This is a genomic window from Eisenbergiella massiliensis (assembly GCF_003435485.1).
In genome coordinates this window covers 134,637-151,513 of record NZ_QVLV01000010.1, presented here as the reverse complement: position 1 = coordinate 151,513, position 16,877 = coordinate 134,637, and the positions used below count along the sequence as shown (strand labels likewise).

Genomic DNA, 16,877 nt, shown 5'->3' with positions numbered 1-16,877 from the left:
CGAACATTAAAGAGTAGTGACAAAATAAATAATAGAATATGAGGTGGATGTTTAGTTTATGTCAGTCAAGAAAGTAAAACCCAAAAAGATGATAAAAGTAGTGTATTTTGATGAAGGATCAGCTACAGATTTCATATATGTATTAGCTGGTGGTAAAAGCAGTGATAAAAAAGAGCACATAATGATAGATTGAGAAAAGAAGCTGTTGAACAAATTATGATTATAGAATATGAAAAGCAATTTTCTAAATTAGATGATGACGAAAAGCAAATTATTGTTCAGTCCGGAATTAGAACTGCTATTATGGGAATGGTAGATAAACTCGATAATGCAAGACAAATTAAAAGAATAATCAGGGAAGCATTAAGTGCTGTTTTGATTCGTGAAATTTTGTAATGGTAATATGAGTTTCATATAGATTGGGTTATAGGTGGCGGTAGTGAAGAAGAATGTGACATGGGGCAGCCATGTTTATCAAAAGATAAGCAAAGACTTAGTAAAAGAACTGCCGGAGATCAAGTCATTTTCACCAGGAAATCTACAATATATGAATCAGTTTTACAGGTTGTATTCGGATGTAGAGATTACGCCCCAACTTGATGCGCAAATTAATATTTATTAATATCAATATGTCTACACACTAGGCCCAACTCTGCCTTTTATCCATCATTATTATCCGCTCAATAGTGACGGTTTGGAAAGCCGAAAAAAAATATATATAAATACAGACAGGCGGTTCATTTTTTCTGAAAAGAGGAAATGGGCGCCTGTTTTTTCAGGCCAAAAATAAAAAATGGTGGCCAGACGACGCTCTGCATCCGTCCGAATGGAGTTCGAAAGGCGGCTGTAAACGGGCAGGGGTATTGAGGGATTTGTTCCGTCAGGGAATTTTCCACCATGATAAGACAGGAAAAAGACAAGATAATAGCTTTTACTTTGCATAAAAGTAAAGTAGAATAAAAAGAAAAAAGAGGCCGGAATAGTGCGGCTTCAGATGGGAGGGCAATAATGAAGACAATAAATCTGGGAAAAAGCGGCCTGAAGGTTCCAGCGGTGGCAGTTGGCTGTATGCGCATGGGGGATTTGGAGCAGAAGGAAGCGGATAACTATATTGCAGAGGCTGTGGATATGGGCGCCGTATTTTTTGACCATGCCGATATCTACGGGGCGGGAAAATGTGAGGAGATGTTCGGGAAATACCTGCATAAGAACCCGGCACTGAGGGACAGGATTATTCTCCAGTCCAAATGCAGCATTGTGCCCGGCGTGATGTATGACTGCTCCAAAGAACATATCCTGGAATCGGTGGATGGGATTCTGAAGCGTCTTCAGACAGAATATCTGGACGTTCTGCTCCTGCACAGGCCGGATGCCCTTGTGGAGCCGGAGGAGGTGGCGGAGGCTTTTGATCTGCTGGAGTCTTCGGGAAAGGTGCGGCATTTCGGGGTATCCAACCATAAGCCTTCCCAGATCCGGCTTCTGAAAAAGTATGTGAAACAGGATATTGCCGCGGATCAGCTGCAGTTCAGCATTCCCAATTCCCAAATGGTGGCAAACGGCATGGAAGTAAACATGCTGACGGAGGGCGCGGCGGACCGGGACGGAAGCGTGCTGGATTTCTGCCGTCTGGAGGATATCACCATTCAGACCTGGTCGCCGTTCCAGTATGGATTTTTTGAAGGCGTATTTTTAGGAAATCCCAAATACGCTGAACTGAACCGGATTCTGGAGGAGCTGGGAGAAAAATATGGGACAGGCAGCACCGGCATTGCCTCCGCCTGGATTCTGAGACATCCGGCTAATATGCAGCTGGTTGCCGGAACCATGAAGACCTCGCGCCTGAAGGAAATCTGTGAAGCATCTGAAATTGTGCTTACCAGAGAGGAATGGTATCGTATTTATCTGGCGGGCGGACATATCCTGCCTTAAAGCGTGTTTGAAAATTATGGATCCGGACGATACGAATCAGTGATGGGCGTATGGACGGATGCCTGAGGACAATTCTCTGCGTGTATCAGGAGAACGAAATGGAACAGGAAAAATATTATCTGGCATATGAAGAAAGATACAAGACTGTTTATGAAGCCGGGATTGACCATTGGGGGCATGAAACAGGGGATTCCGTGCTGAATGTATATCTGGCGGAATGGGTAAAGCATTACAGCCTGCATGGGAAAATGGTAATAGAATTTGCCTGCGGGGAAGGCGCCTGCGGCGTCATTCTCTCCCGCCTCGGCGTTAAATACACCGGCGTGGACATCGCACCCGCCGCAGTGGAACGGGCCAGGGATGCGCTGCGCCCGTATACGGACGCCAGGGTTTTTCCCCTGGATATGGTCAGACATATGCCAAATGATCGTTATGATGCGGCACTGGATGTCATGGGGCTTCATATGCTCGTAACCGACCGGGATCGGGAGAAATACCTTCGCCATGCCTGCGGCTGCCTGAAAAAGGGCGCTCCCATGCTTTTCTTCCGGGAAAGCTTCCGTACAGATGCCTGGGAAGGCCGTGTGGAAACCTTTGAGGAATGGCTGCGCCTTACCGGCGAGGACTACCAGACGCCCAAAATGAGAAGCGCCCGGGGGAAAAACGAGGGAAAGGAAGTCTCCATCCCCTTCATCCCCTGCAGGCCCAGAAGCCGGGAGGGCTATATCCGGGAACTGGAAAGCAGCGGTTTTCATGTGGATTTGGTCCGTGAGATGGAACAAAAACGGATGTGCCCGTCTTCGGTGAGTGTCTTTACACGGAAGAAATGAAATGATCGGGAAGGGAATTATTCATAAAAAAGGCTATAATTATAAAATATAGCCTTTTTTATGAATAATTGTTGATTATAGCCTATTTCGACTATATAATATAAAAGGAGGTGTATTATGTTTTTTACTTTTTTTTATAAACCATATATAGCCATAATAGGAGATATCAAAAGCTCTAAAAAGCTTTCTGACAGAAAAGCAGTCCAGGATAAGCTGAAGAGAGTTCTGATGAAAGTTAATGAAAAATATGACAGAGATATAGCATCGAAGTTTACAATAACCCTGGGAGATGAATTTCAAGGACTGTTATGCAATGGGAAAAATATAATTAAAATTATTTTTGAGATAGAAAATTGTATGTGGCCCATTGATATCAGATTTGGAATTGGTATAGGAGAAATTACCACAGGTATTGAACGGGAGATTTCTATTGGCGCCGATGGCCCCGGATATTATAGAGCCAGAGAGGCAATAGAAAATTTAAGAAAGAATGAGAAAAAGAAACAGACGGATACAGCAAATATCCATTTGGTATCAGACATAGAAAATCAGGAAGCCGTACTTATAATAAATACAGTTTTTACATTGCTGTGTACGATTAAAGAATCATGGAGCGACAGACAGCGGGAAGTAATACTTGATATGCTGGAACATGGTGATACGCAGACAGCAGTTGCAGAAAGGCTGAAGGTACGGCAGCCAACCATACAAAAAATACTGGCAAGCGGAAAGTATTATGCATATAAGGAAGCTATTGATGTTTTGGAGAAGATATTGGGAGAAATAAATTGGAATGATATTTAAAGAATGCTTTGTATTATTGCTACTTGCACATATAATAAGTGATTTCTATTTACAGTCTGTCGGTATGGAGGATAGAAAATCTGTAAAAAAACAAGAGTTAATCAGACATTGTGTTATTTACTGGATAGTGATGATTATGCTTTTATTATTTGCAATGTCATATAATTTGTTGCTGTTTGGAACAATAGCGGTATTTGTTCATGCGATAATAGAAATAATTAAATACGTTTATATTTCAAACATAAAAAAGAATAATGAATTATCTGTTCAGATTAAAAGGAATATTTTCTATTTTGAACAATTTGTATGTCTGGCTGGATTGTTTGTTATATCATATTTTTATGCAGTTTATGCACCGGATACAGAGATATACAGAAAATTGCAGAATGTTTTTTCTGTAATGGAATTATGCGCAGCTAAAGTAGTTTCGTGGATTACAGCCGTATTGATAATACATAAACCTGTTAATATGGCAATATCAAAAATGCTTTTATTGTATAAACCTAAAAGTAAAGATTCGGATAGGAAAAATGACAGAAATGCTGGCCGGCTTATCGGAACTATTGAACGCAGTATAATGTTGATTTTTATATCATTACAGCAATATTCTGCAATAGGATTGGTCTTAACTGCAAAATCAATTGCAAGATATGATAAAATTGTAAAGGAACCGGATTTTGCAGAATATTATCTGTTAGGTACGTTACTGAGTACATTGGCTGTAATAGCGGTTTCTTTTATTATCAATATGATATAAAGTTCAGTTCCTTTATATGCCATTTCCTGCAAAAGTATGTCAAAAATAAGCAGAAAGAATATACTAAAATAAAAAGAGAAATCACTATGCTTCAGATTTTAGTATTATGTCTGGCTCTCTGTATGGATGAGTTTGTAGCCAGTATTGCTTATGGAGCTGACGGGATAAGCATTAACTGGAAGGAAACGGGTGTCATGAACGGTATATGCAGCGCCTGCCTGGGCGCTGCATTATGTTTTGGGACGGCACTGACGGCGGTGGTGCCGGAAAACCTGACCAAGGCCATATGCTTCACCAGCCTTTTCATCCTGGGTGCAATCAGGCTGGCGGATTCTTTGATTAAAAATTACATCAACCATCATTATGAAGTGCGCAAGGATATCCATTTTTCTTTTTCCCAGCTGCAGTTCATTATCAGTATTTATGGGAACCCCACAGCGGCGGACAGCGATCATTCCCAGACGCTTTCCATGAAAGAAACGGTATTTCTGGCATTTGCCATGTCAATTGACAGCCTGGTAGCCGGAACCTTTGCCGCCTTCCTGAAGATTCATATTCTCCCAACCATGCTGGCGGCATTTTTAATCGGCGTGGCCGCCATGGGGCTGGGGCAGCTGCTCGGCCGGAAAATCGCTTCCCGTCTCAGCTGGAATCTGTCCTGGCTGAGCGGCGTCTTATTTATTGTTCTGGCATTTTCCAAGCTGAAGGGATAAACTGAAAGACAGAAGAAAACAGGAAGATACACTGAAAAAAGATACGGCATATCAGGGGGCAGAAGAGAAGCTTCTGCTTTTCCTGATTTTGCAGCCTGCAGTGCGGGGGAAGTGAAGGAGCGGAAGGGATGGAAATAAGCTTTGCGGAAGCATTGAAAAATCATAAGCCTTTGGAGGAATATCCCAAAAGTGACTTACATGTACATGCCGGACGGGGAGGAAGCCAGGAATTTATAATGGAACGCACCGGTAAAAGAATTAAAAGCAGGTGTTCTCCTTTTATGTCTCTGGAGGACATGCAGCTATGGTTCGAAGAGGAAATAAAATCATCTTGTCGTGGTATGGAAGGATATTTACTCCGTCTGGAAGGCGCGTTTGCCCGGGCCGCGGAGGAGCATATTAAAGTATTATGTATGGAATTTGGCTATGGTGAACTGGTGCAGCTTGGAAAAATTCAGAATTTTATCCGGCTGACAGAAACTTTCCGGAAAAAATACTGCCCGGATACTATATTCTGTCCGGAACTTGCCATAGGATGGGAATGCCACGCAGAGGAAGCGCTTCGCCAGCTTGAAGAGTTGCTTCCTTATCATTGGATATGCTCTCTGGATTTATGTAATAGGGAACTTGCACAACCGGTTAAAAATTTTGTTCCATTGTACCGAACGGCGAAAGCAAACGGCCTTTGCCTGAGAGCGCATGCAGGGGAATTCGGGACGGCAGAGGATGTGAGAGAAGCAGTGGAGGTACTGGAGCTGGACGAGGTACAGCATGGTATTGCGGCTGCAGCTTCCCCACAGACCATGTACTTTCTGAAGGATAATCACATATGCTTAAACCTGTGCCCAACGAGCAATATAATATTGGGAAGATCCGGAGATTATAAAACATATCCCATAAGGCTGTTCTATGACTATGGAGTACCGGTAACAATCAATACGGATGATATGCTGATTTTTAACAGCAGTGTTTCCAGAGAATACAGGATGCTTTATGATTCCGGCTGCATGAAGCCGGAGGAACTGGACACTATCAGGCAATTCGGCCTGAGAAAGGGTCTGAGGATGAATTTGCTGATTTGATTGTGCCAATTTACTCAGAAGTATTCAATTTTATAAAGTTCTCTTCAAACTATTGATTGTTGCTATATCACAGGCGAATCTGAGATATGCAGGAGGAAAACATGAAAATACTTATAACAGGAGCAGACGGCTTTGCCGCCGCAAGAATTATTGCCGCCTGGAAAGACAGGCATGAAATCACAGGAACAGGGCGTGCACAGCTTGATTTTACCAACAAAGAAGAATGCCTGCGAGTTATCGGACAAGTCCGGCCGCAAATTGTCATACACTGCGGCGCTGTTTCTGACGTAGGCGCATGTGACAAAGATCCCGGACACTCGTATCTGGTAAACGTAACCGGCGCGGAAAACATAGCCCTGGCCTGCCGGGAAACTGGAGCGAGGATGATTTTTTTCAGTTCGGATCAGGTATACTTCGGAAATGACGTACAGGAACCGCACCGAGAGGACGAACTCCTCACCCCCTGCCGCATTTACGGAAAACAAAAGCAGGAGGCCGAACAAAGATGCCTTACTGCCCAGCCCGATACCGTGGTGCTTCGCATGAGCTGGATGTTTGACAATAAAAAGCTTAGCCCCCGGGAACACGACACCCTTATCACCAGTGTAAGACAGGCTGTCAGTGAAAAACGCCGCATCACCTACCCCATCCACGACTATCGCAGCATTACCTACGTGGGGGAAATGATACGCCATCTGGAAACCGCACTCACCCTCCCTCCCGGAATCTACAATTTCGGAAGCCCCAACGACCTGAGCACTTACCACATCGTCCGCGAGCTTCTCAGCTTCCAGGGCACCGACGAAGCGCTCCTGGTCCCAAATAAAGAAGCCTTTGCCGCCAGCCCCAGAAACCTGCGCATGGACCAGGAAAAACTCCTGCGCCACGGCATCTGTTTTTCCGATACCCTGCAAACCCTTAAAAATTGCCTCCAGCAGGATAACATGAAACCCCGGTCCCCCTCTGGCCGCTGCACTTCCAAACATCCGGACAAACTCATCCACCTATAACAAAATTCCCCCTCAAAATTAACAATTTTTGTTGAAGCCGGAAGGAGAGTGTATTATACTGTGAATAGTGCTGTCTGCCGGGAATTACAGGACTTTAGCGGCAGCAGTAATGCGAAAAAGGTGTGCCATTGTGCAGATTTTCAGAGAAAAACAGCTGGATTTATGCAAAAAGTTCACGCTTGTTTCACATTTATCAGGTATAATACCTGACAGAGATAAAAGGAGGGAAGCTTACCATGTCTAATAATAAGAAGACGGAAGAAAAAAGCGAAAAGGTCATGACAAAATATGACCGGAAAATGGAAAAGAGAAGGATTGAGGAGGAAAAAGAACTCAAATCGCTGAAGCGTTTTAAAATAGGAAGCATTATTATAATCGCGGCAATCGCTGCGGCGGTTGTAATATCCATAGGAATGTCCGCATATACGAAATATGCAGCGGTCCACAACACCTATGTGAAAATTGGCGATCATGAAATCACTAAGGTAGAATATGATTACTACTACAACAATGCGGTAAACAGCTATCTTTCCATGTATGGCTCCTATCTGCCCTATATGGGACTGGATACCTCAAAGGATTTTGCCCAGCAGCAGTATACCGACAATATGACCTGGAAGGATTATTTTGATCAGATGGCGGTAAGCCAGCTGACACAGGTGAAGGCCATTGTTGACGATGCCGCAGCACAGGGCTTTACCTATGATGATACGCAGGATATGGCAGCCTTTGAAACTGAATTTGCTGCACAGGCGGAAACGGAATCCGTGAGCGCGTCCGAGCTTTACAGCAATATGTACGGCGACTATGCGACCAGGGACAGGATCCTGCCCTACGTGAAGGAAAATATGCTTGCAAATGCTTACTATGAGCACCTGACGGAAATCAACAAGCCTGGTGATGAAGAAATTCAGGAATACTACGAGGCCAACAAGAACAGCTATGATAAAGTGGATTACAGAAGCTTTGCATTCACAACGCAGCTGGCCGAGGATGCCACGGAAGAGGATATCACAAAAGCCATGGACGAGCTGAAGAAGAGCGCACAGGCCATGGAAGAAAAGGTAAAGGCCGGAGAAGATTTTGAGACTCTCTGTGTGGAAAATGCATCAGAGGAACAGAAGGAGAATTACGGCGGCGCGGATAAGGAAGGCAGCCTGACGGAAGGCGGTTCCTATGCCGGATCACCGGCGGCCATTTCAGCATGGCTGTTTGATGAAAGCCGCAAGGAAGGCGATCTGACCATCCTTCCCGATGAAACAAACCACAGATATTATGTGGCGCAGTTCATAAAGAGAACCAACGATGCGGATGCCACAAGCCAGTCCATTTCCAGCACGCTTTCCAACCAGAAGGCAGGGGAATATGTAAAAGCCCTGACCGAAAAATACGAAGTGACGGATGTGGCAGGCAAACTGGCTTATCTGACCATCGAAGAGAGCACCACGGAAGCTGTGGAAACAGGTACGGAAGCAGCAACTGAAACTGCTGTGGGGAACGCTTCTGCTGAAGAAACGGAAAGCAGCAGCGCAGCTGAATAATTTTTCCAACCGTACAGCCGAATCAGCACTTTCATAATACGTTGCAGTATAACAGAACAGGGAACCGTTCCGGGCCGGATTCAGCCTGGGGACGGTTCCTTTTTTTCCGGTAAAAAGGCGGCCTTTTTGGGATTTAATAAAAAAATAAGAAAAGGATATTCCCTCCGGCTTGTTCCGATAACAGGTAAGAGAGTATAATAAAAAGGGTCACAGAAGGCAGTAGACAGGTTTGAAGGTTCTGTTAAAACTGCAGAATAATGCAGTATCGCGGGCAGGCCTGTGATGTGCAGGAGGTAAAAATGGATAAAAAGCAAAAGGTTCGTTTCAGATTACCGGAAGATTTTTACCTGCCGGAAAAGGCCGAAGGATGGCTTGAGGAAAAGGCGGCAGAGGGGCTGTTTCTTCAGTCTCTTGGAAGAAAATGGGCTGTTTTTATAAAAGGGGAGCCGGAGGAGGCTGCGTATATGCTTGTCCCCATGGACCCGGATGATATGAAGGGACCGGCGGAGCAGGGCGGAGAATATAAAAAATTCGGCTGGGAATATGTAACGCAGCTGAGGCGGATGGTTCTTGTGCTGCGCGGCAGCAGGGGGCAGTGCGAACGGATTCAGGAGCTGAAGGGGCAAAGTATTTATGAGAAGCTTTTGAGGAAGCTGAAGGGAAGCGCCTGGGGACTTTTTACCCCCTTTATTTTCTGGTTGATCTGGCTGGTGGCTTCCAGTTATCTGATGGGGTATGGAATGCTTTTACTGGCGGTGAAGGGATACTGCTGGGTGGTTTTTCTGGGGATGGGATTGTGCGGCCTGTCACAGGCTGGCAGCTGGCAGGAGGCCAGGCTGGTGCAGCGGCTGCTGCGGGAAATGGAAATCAGGTTTAAGAAAGAACTGCGGGGCGGCGGGGAAATAAAAGCCCAGGATAACAAAGAAACCGGGACAATTACGGCAGGACGGGCAAATGCAGCCGACATATTATACCGGGTTATGCTGACGTTTTTTGCAGTCTGTACGGTATTCGGGCTGTTGGGCGGAATCAATGCGGCGGTGAGCCGGAAAAAAATGGTGCTAACGGGAAATGCCGCGGCATATGAAGAAGACGGCTGGAAGGAAGGGGATTTCCGGACAGCATCCTTTTTAAAAAAACATCCTGCCTGGAAAACGCTGTCGCCCGCCCTCATTCCATTGAATAAAATCCAGCAGAATGAAGAACTGGAATACCGGGTATATACTTATAAGGGAAAGAATCAGGACAGCTATTCCCTCGTAACAGGTTCCCTCCTTGCGCCTGTGCAGGCGGAGGTGATGCAGTACGGGAAATGGAAGGAAGGGGGAAACAGCAGGGAAAGCACGCTGAAGCTGGAGTACTATCAGACGCTTACGCCAAAGCTGGCCAGCGCTTTTTTAAAGGAGCTGGGAAGATACTATATGCACTGGTATAAAGGCTGGGTGCCGGAAAAGGTGGAAAGCAGCTATTTTGACGAACTGGTCATCCATGACAGGGGGCTGCATTATCTTTTTGCCAGAAAAGGAAACCAGGTAATCTTTGCTTATTATATCGGTGATGAAATGCTGACGGACCATTTGCCGGAGTTCGAACAGGCGGTGGAGACGCTGGGAGGAGGCTGAGCAGGCCTGCCTGCTGAAGGGGGCTGAAGCATCCGGCCAGCCGGCAGAAGCGGAGCCGGGCGCGGAGATAAACTGATAAAAAGGATGGAACAGAAATTGAGCCGGATACTCATAGTGGAAGATGATGAAACCATATTATTTGCGCTGCGTTCTGCGCTTGGCAGAAACGGTTATGAGGTAAGCGCCGCAGGAAGCCTGGAGGAGGCAAAACGCTTTATCCAAAATCCGACGGATCTCATCCTGCTTGATCTGGGACTTCCAGACGGCGAAGGGCTGACGCTTCTGAAGGCCTTCAGGGAAGCAGGCGGCCCGCCCGTCATTATACTGACTGCCAGGGACGATGAGGCGGATATCATAAAAGGACTGGATGCCGGGGCGGATGATTATGTGACAAAGCCGTTTAAACTGGGCATTCTGCTTTCCAGAATCCGGGCCGCCCTGCGCAGAGCCGGGGAAAAGGAAGAAGAGCCCGGCCGGGAGGGAACACAGCTTCTGACATGCGGGGACGTGGTTCTGGATAAAAAAAGAACCCTGGTGAGCGTGGGCGGGAAGGAAACGGTGCTTACCGCAGGGGAGTACCGTCTTCTGGAAATATTGCTGGAGAATAAAAACAGGACGCTGACGCGCACCCTCCTTCTGGAACGTCTGTGGGATATCGACGGAGATTTTGTCAACAGCAACACGCTTACGGTGCTGATCAAAAGGCTCCGGGAAAAGCTGGGCGGGGATCCGCAGCGAATCATACGGACGGTGAGAGGGATTGGCTATAAAGCGGAGGACAGGTTTGAAAGTCCCTTTCAAACGACTGACTGGCGCAGTACCGCAGGCAAGCCTGCGATAAGCAGGAGGGATGAAAATGAATAGGAAAAGTACGGGAATTTCCGCCCTGATTGTGTGGATGGGCGGTTGTATGCTGGCCTGCTCCGGGATCTGCCTTTGGGCGATCCGACGGAGTGAGGCCGCTTTTTATACCAGGGCGTCTCTGCTGATGTCGGCAGCGCCTGAAAGCGCAGGAAAAATGATGCAGGCCCTTAAAAGCGGGCTGCCGGAACAGGAAGCGGCGGGAGCCGGACTTCTGAAACGTTATGGATATGAAGCCGGCCTGTTTGTATTTCATGATTTTGCCGGCCTGGCCGTCCGCCTTTCTTTATGCTTCCTTCTGCTTGGTGCTGCCGGTTTTTTCTGTTACTGGTGGGATAAAAAGAGGAGAGAGCGGCGGGTCGGAGAACTTTCCGGTTACCTGGCACGAATCAACCGCGGAGAATACGATATGGGAATCAGTTCCGCAGAGGATGAATATTCCCGTCTGCAGGATGAGATTTATAAGACCGTGATAAAACTGCGGGAAAGCAGGGAGGAAGCGGCGGAAGGCAGACAGAAGCTTTCGGAAAACCTGACGGATATTTCCCATCAGCTGAAAACGCCGCTCACCAGCATTTCCCTGCTTCAGGAGCTTTTGGAGGAGCAGGTGGAGAGGGAAGAAGGAAGACAGCTGCTTGAGAGGATGGAACAACAGACAGAGCATATCAGGGGACTGGTTTCCGCCCTGCTCACCCTGTCGCGGCTGGACGCGGGCGTGCTTGTGCTTGAGAAAAAAACGGTGGATTTGCAGGAGCTTTTGACCAGTGCGGCAGAATCGGTGCGTTCTCTGGCGGATCACAGGAAACAGAAAATACTCATGGAAGGCGCAGAGGGGCTGCAGCTTTCCTGCGATCTGGGCTGGACGGCGGAAGCCCTGGCTAATATCCTGAAAAACTGCAGCGAGCATTCGCCGGAGGGAGGATGTATTTTTATCCGTGCACAGCAGAATTTTATTTATACCCGCATTGAAATAGAGGATGAAGGGCCGGGACTTAGTCCGGAAGAATGCAAAAGGATCTTTGAACGTTTTTACCAGGGGCGCAAGTCTGGCCGGGAAAATGTGGGCGTGGGGCTGTCCATGGCAAAATCCCTGATTGAAAGCCAGAACGGGGAAATTCGTGCGGAAAACAGGAAAAACGGCGGCGCCAGATTTGTCATTGATTTTTACAGCGACGGTGGAAACCCCGCCCGGGATTTGTAAAATGAGAACATGATGCATTCCTATCCGTTTTGCGGTTCCCGGCAGGAAAATACGGATTTGTCACCGGATTGTCACACAGCTCCTTTACAATGCGGAAGCAGACAGGAAAAAAGGACAGTTATCTGCGAAAAGGAGGAGATTATGAACATTCTGCAGTGTGAAAAGGTGACGAAAACCTATAAAATGGGACAGACAACGGTAACAGCGCTGGATGGTGTGGATCTGGCGGTGGAGAAGGGAGAGTTTGTGGCGGTGGTGGGAGCGTCCGGCTCCGGTAAGTCCACGCTTCTTCACATGCTGGGCGGTGTGGACCGCCCTACCTCAGGAACGATTAAAATAGAAGATACGGATATTTCCACCTTGTCGGAAAAACAGCTTTCAGTGTTCAGGAGGCGTAAGGTGGGATTGATCTACCAGTTTTACAACCTGATACCAACCCTGGATGTGCGGCAGAATATTTTGCTGCCGGTACTGCTGGACGGGCAGAAGCCGGATGAGGAAAGCTTCCGTGAGCTTGCGGATACGCTGGGGCTTACCGACCGCCTTCACCATCTGCCCGCGCAGCTGTCCGGCGGCCAGCAGCAGCGTGCCGCCATCGGCAGGGCGTTGATTTACCGGCCCGCCGTGCTTCTGGCGGATGAACCCACCGGAAACCTTGACCGGAAGAATTCGGGAGAAATCATGGCGCTTCTGAAGCTGTCCAACAAACGCTATCATCAGACGGTGGTCCTGATTACCCACGATGAGAAAATCGCGCTGGAGGCGGATCGGATTATCCTGATTGAAGATGGAAAAATTGTATCCCAGGGGAAGAATAGCCCCGGCCCGAAAAGCTGTTCCGATAACAAAAATATCCCTGATGGAAAAGCCGTTTCCGATGGAAAAGCCGTCCCCGATGGAAAAAACGCTTCCAATGGAAAAACCGTCTCCGATCGGAAAAATGCTCCCGGCAGGTCTGCGGAAGGGGGAAACGCATTATGAAGGTCCTTCTGCAATACACATTCCGGAACCTGAAAAACAACAAAAAGACCACCTTTGCATCCATGGCGGCAGTTCTCATTGCATCCACCCTGCTGTTTTCCCTCTGCAGTATATTTTATAACAACATCGCCTGGCAGGCTGACATTGAGCGATATGAAAGCGGCGGCTGGCATGCGGAGGTGGGCGGGCAGCTTACCAAAGAGGGGCTGGAGATTATTGAGAATAATCTGCAAATCGATAAGATAATGATTAAAGGGCCATTCATGTCTGTACAGCTGCCGGAGGAAAGCCGGCTTCCCTACCTGCTCCTCCGGGATGCGGATGAGAACTACTGGTCACTGATGGGAGAAAAAAACGCAATCACGGAGGGCAGGGCGCCGGAAAAGCCCGGTGAGATCGTCGTATCCAAATCTTTTTTTGACAATAATCCCGGCTTCCGGCTGGGAGACAGCTTCACGCTGACAGCGGGGCACCGCATGGCAGGCGGAGAACTGTGGGATGCCGGGGCAAGGATGGAAGGAGAACAGTTCCTGCCGGAGGAAAAAGTGACGCTTACCGTTGTGGGAAAGCTGGATATGACCACGCCCACCACCACGCCGGGCTATTATGCCATGGGCTTCCTGGAACACGAAGCGCTTAACGATACGGATGAACTGGTGGTTTATGTTACCATGAAAAATATCCGGGATACCTATAAGGTAATGCCGCCTCTGATGGAACAGCTGGGATTTGAGAAAAATGAATATGGGAATTATGAAAACCATTTCCGCTATCACAGCAGGCTTCTGGCGTTGGGCGGCGTATTTCCGCCCATGGAGAATTTTTCACCGGGGTATTTGTCAAATTACGCGAATCTTTTCTTTTATGCCACGCTTGTACTGCTGGCGGCGGCCGCCTTTGTGCTCATTATACACAGCGCCTTCGCCATGTCGGCCAGATCAAGAATCAGGCAGCTTGGCATGTTCCGGTCTGTAGGGGCGACGCCGGGACAGATCCGGGCGTCCGTGCTGCTGGAAGGGATCGGGGTGTCACTGCTTCCCATTGCTGCGGGAATCGGCCTGGGGCAGCTTTTTACAGCCCTCATGGTACGCATTTATACCGGAATTCTGGGAGACCTTATTTATTTTCCGTTCACGCTTCGTTTTTCCTGGGGAATTGCCCTGACCGCGGCGTTTGTTTCCTTTCTTACCGTACTGGTATCCGCTTCACTGCCTGCGAAAAAGATGGCTGAGCTTTCACCGGTGGATGCCATACGGATGCAGGAGGATGCGGCGGGAGGGAAGAAGTGCTGGCTGAAGCGCCGCAAAAGCCGCGCCCGTCTGGGGCTGTTCGGCGTGGAAGGTGTGATGGCCCAAGCCTCCAGGAAAGCGAACCGGCGCTCCTTCCGTGCAGGGCTGGCGGCGCTGACCATGTGCTTTGTACTGGTATCGGGATTTTTCTGTCTGCTTACGCTGAATAATCTGGTGACCGAACGCAATGCGGCGGCCAGGCATTACAATATTTTAATGCGCTGGCAGATGGCTTCGGAGCCGGAACCGGAAATGCTTCAAGAGATTTTTTCCCTGCCGGGACTTGAGGAGGGAACCTGGTTTTACCGCACCAGAGTGTCCTACTGGGCGGAGCCGTCCATGGAAACGGAAGAATTTGCGGCAAACGGCGGTTTCGCCGACGTGGATCCGGATCATTACAGCGTTCTGGAAAGGGATGGCAGATACCGGATACGGGCGGATATCCTGGGGCTGGAGGCTTCCTTTTTTGACGACTACTGCCGTGCGCTGGGGAGTGATCCGGAGGCATATAATAACACGGAGGTTCCCAGAGCCATTCTGGTGGGCAACGTATCACGCTATCCCGGGATTGCCAATAATTCGGAAAAAGAGCAGGAAGAGTACAGGATGCTTTCCCTGGAGGCGGGAGATGTGCTGACTTTGGAAGAAAAGCTGCGTGATTCGGACGAAACGGATTACAGCTTCCGGGTGGAGATTGGGGATCGGGCGGATAAAAGGCCTGTGCTGGATGAATACAATTCGGACTACAGCATCCAGCTTTACGTGCCCATAGAAACCTATCGGGAAATCGTGGCCGGGTTCCGCCCGGAGACAGCGGAAAGCTATTATCAAATCTGCGGCGTGGGGCTTACCTCTGTGGAAAAGGACATTGCGGTTACGGAAAAAATAAGGGAAATCAGCAGCCGCTATCTGGCGGAAGAGGATTTTACAATCCGAAGCAGGGAGGAAGAGCGGCAGGAAAACGAGGTCTCGGGCAGGGCGATGGAGGCTGTGGTAAACCTGACAGGGGTGCTTCTTTCCCTGATAGGGATTTTCAATGCCCTTTCCGCGGCGAGCGTATCCCTGCAGCAGCGAAGGCGGGAATTTGCCGTCCTGCGTTCCGCGGGAATGGACGAAGCGCAGTTAAGGAAAATGCTGCTTCTGGAAGGGCTTCGGACAGCGGCCGCTCCCGTACTTACCGGCCTGCCGGTACTTTTGGTTATTATTATTTACCTGCTTGGGGTGACGGATTTATCCTGGAAGAGCTGCCTTCCTGTTCTGCCATACGGAAAAATCCTTCTGAATGCAGGGCTTGTGATGGCTTCGGTGGGCGCAGCCTATCTGTTGGCGTTTCTGGGCATGCGGAAAGAAACCATAGCAGATGCTGTGCGGGACGAGACTGTATAGCAATAAAAACTGAAATATTGGCGGAATTATTAACGGAATTTGGAAAATAAAGAAAGAGTGCTTTTTCTGCAAAAGTGTGATATAATAACTATATAACTGCTGCATCGGTAACCTGCCTGTGTTCCCGTTGCAGCTTTTTCAGTTGTAAAGGAAAAGGTGTAAAATGTATAAGGTAAATGATGTAGTGGTGCATGAAAACGGCGGTGTGTACAGGATAGTTTCCATTGGAAAACCCGATTTTGTCAAAGGGCAGGAGGAGTATTACACAATGAAGTCTGTCTGGGATGACAGCAGCATGATATACGTCAAGATTAACAACGACAAAGTATATATGAGACCTGTTATCTCCAAGGCAGAGGCCAGAAGCTATCTGGAAAAGCTTTCCGGGATCGATGCGGAATATGATACGAACAACAAGGAACGGGAAAAGAAAAACAGGCAGATTCTGAAATCCTGTGAAGTCAGCCAGTATCTGGAACTGATGAAGGCCATACTGCTGGAGCAGGAAAAAAAGAAACAGGGCGGGAAAAAGCTGAACTGTTCTGATGAAAAGGATCTGCAGAGAGCGGAAAAGATGCTGATTTCCGAGCTGGCCGTTGTGTTCAATGTCACGGTGGAAAGCGCCAGGAAGTCGGTGGTTGAGGCAGTATTTACACAAGATAAAGAAGGCTGACAGTCAGATGAAGGATAGGCAGATGGTACCAGGCCTTGCCGCCAGGTCCGGATGTACCTGTGGAAGAAACGGGAATTTGTCGGACGGCATATTTTTTTGTAAAATAAAGTAAACACAAAAATATATCAAAATTTAAAAAAGTGTTTGACATATTTTTATATACGTGTTAGTATGACTAAGTAATCAATTTGAATTTAG

At 47.8% G+C, this 16,877-nt stretch carries 16 protein-coding genes and 1 pseudogene; all 17 read left to right on the top strand.

Annotation, left to right across the window (positions count from 1 at the left end):
- The first annotated feature begins 58 nt into the window (after window positions 1-58).
- Window positions 59-193 carry a hypothetical protein gene (locus DXC51_RS30290; RefSeq protein ID WP_276917244.1) on the top strand — a complete coding sequence of 45 codons (135 nt, stop codon included), beginning with the start codon at window positions 59-61 and terminating at the stop codon, window positions 191-193.
- Window positions 190-396 carry a hypothetical protein gene (locus DXC51_RS15795; RefSeq protein WP_025491707.1) on the top strand — a complete coding sequence of 69 codons (207 nt, stop codon included), beginning with the start codon at window positions 190-192 and terminating at the stop codon, window positions 394-396. The genes DXC51_RS30290 and DXC51_RS15795 overlap by 4 nt, the downstream gene beginning before the upstream one ends.
- Before the next feature lie 43 nt (window positions 397-439).
- A complete protein-coding gene (locus DXC51_RS15790; RefSeq protein WP_025491706.1) occupies window positions 440-622 on the top strand; it encodes a DUF1016 N-terminal domain-containing protein in 183 nt (60 codons plus the stop codon).
- A 386-nt stretch (window positions 623-1,008) separates the two neighbouring features.
- Window positions 1,009-1,929, top strand: coding sequence for an aldo/keto reductase (locus tag DXC51_RS15785; RefSeq protein WP_025491705.1), 921 nt, complete (start codon window positions 1,009-1,011; stop codon window positions 1,927-1,929).
- 98 nt (window positions 1,930-2,027) lie between these two features.
- Complete coding sequence (locus tag DXC51_RS15780; RefSeq protein ID WP_025491704.1) at window positions 2,028-2,759, top strand: class I SAM-dependent methyltransferase; 732 nt, start codon at window positions 2,028-2,030, stop codon at window positions 2,757-2,759.
- 117 nt (window positions 2,760-2,876) lie between these two features.
- On the top strand, window positions 2,877-3,563 hold the full coding sequence (locus DXC51_RS15775) for a SatD family protein (protein WP_117531946.1): 687 nt from the start codon (window positions 2,877-2,879) through the stop codon (window positions 3,561-3,563).
- Window positions 3,553-4,320: a DUF3307 domain-containing protein gene (locus tag DXC51_RS15770; RefSeq protein WP_117544898.1), complete on the top strand. Its 768-nt coding sequence runs from the start codon at window positions 3,553-3,555 to the stop codon at window positions 4,318-4,320. Before DXC51_RS15775 ends, DXC51_RS15770 begins: the two co-directional genes overlap by 11 nt.
- Before the next feature lie 86 nt (window positions 4,321-4,406).
- Window positions 4,407-5,033: a manganese efflux pump gene (locus DXC51_RS15765; RefSeq protein WP_025490274.1), complete on the top strand. Its 627-nt coding sequence runs from the start codon at window positions 4,407-4,409 to the stop codon at window positions 5,031-5,033.
- Window positions 5,034-5,161: 128 nt separating this feature from the next.
- Window positions 5,162-6,115, top strand: coding sequence for an amidohydrolase family protein (locus DXC51_RS15760; protein ID WP_025490275.1), 954 nt, complete (start codon window positions 5,162-5,164; stop codon window positions 6,113-6,115).
- 101 nt (window positions 6,116-6,216) lie between these two features.
- The gene (locus DXC51_RS15755; RefSeq protein ID WP_162162478.1) at window positions 6,217-7,125 is read left to right on the top strand and encodes an SDR family oxidoreductase; all 909 of its coding nucleotides are present in this window, start codon (window positions 6,217-6,219) and stop codon (window positions 7,123-7,125) included.
- Window positions 7,126-7,361: 236 nt separating this feature from the next.
- Window positions 7,362-8,666, top strand: a complete 1,305-nt coding sequence (locus DXC51_RS15750; protein WP_025490277.1) for a SurA N-terminal domain-containing protein — start codon at window positions 7,362-7,364, stop codon at window positions 8,664-8,666.
- Window positions 8,667-8,965: 299 nt separating this feature from the next.
- Complete coding sequence (locus DXC51_RS15745; RefSeq protein ID WP_181970120.1) at window positions 8,966-10,288, top strand: DUF2812 domain-containing protein; 1,323 nt, start codon at window positions 8,966-8,968, stop codon at window positions 10,286-10,288.
- 84 nt (window positions 10,289-10,372) lie between these two features.
- Window positions 10,373-11,152 carry a response regulator transcription factor gene (locus DXC51_RS15740; RefSeq protein ID WP_117544896.1) on the top strand — a complete coding sequence of 260 codons (780 nt, stop codon included), beginning with the start codon at window positions 10,373-10,375 and terminating at the stop codon, window positions 11,150-11,152.
- Entirely contained in the window at window positions 11,145-12,350 is a 1,206-nt protein-coding gene (locus tag DXC51_RS15735; RefSeq protein ID WP_181970119.1) for a sensor histidine kinase, read from the top strand. Before DXC51_RS15740 ends, DXC51_RS15735 begins: the two co-directional genes overlap by 8 nt.
- A gap of 141 nt (window positions 12,351-12,491) precedes the next feature.
- Window positions 12,492-13,163, top strand: a pseudogene (locus DXC51_RS15730) (ABC transporter ATP-binding protein); the annotation flags it as partial.
- Between the two features lie 164 nt (window positions 13,164-13,327).
- Window positions 13,328-16,006, top strand: coding sequence for an ABC transporter permease (locus DXC51_RS15725; protein ID WP_117544894.1), 2,679 nt, complete (start codon window positions 13,328-13,330; stop codon window positions 16,004-16,006).
- Between the two features lie 163 nt (window positions 16,007-16,169).
- Entirely contained in the window at window positions 16,170-16,679 is a 510-nt protein-coding gene (locus DXC51_RS15720) for a CarD family transcriptional regulator (RefSeq protein WP_021635753.1), read from the top strand.
- Window positions 16,680-16,877 lie beyond the last annotated feature (198 nt).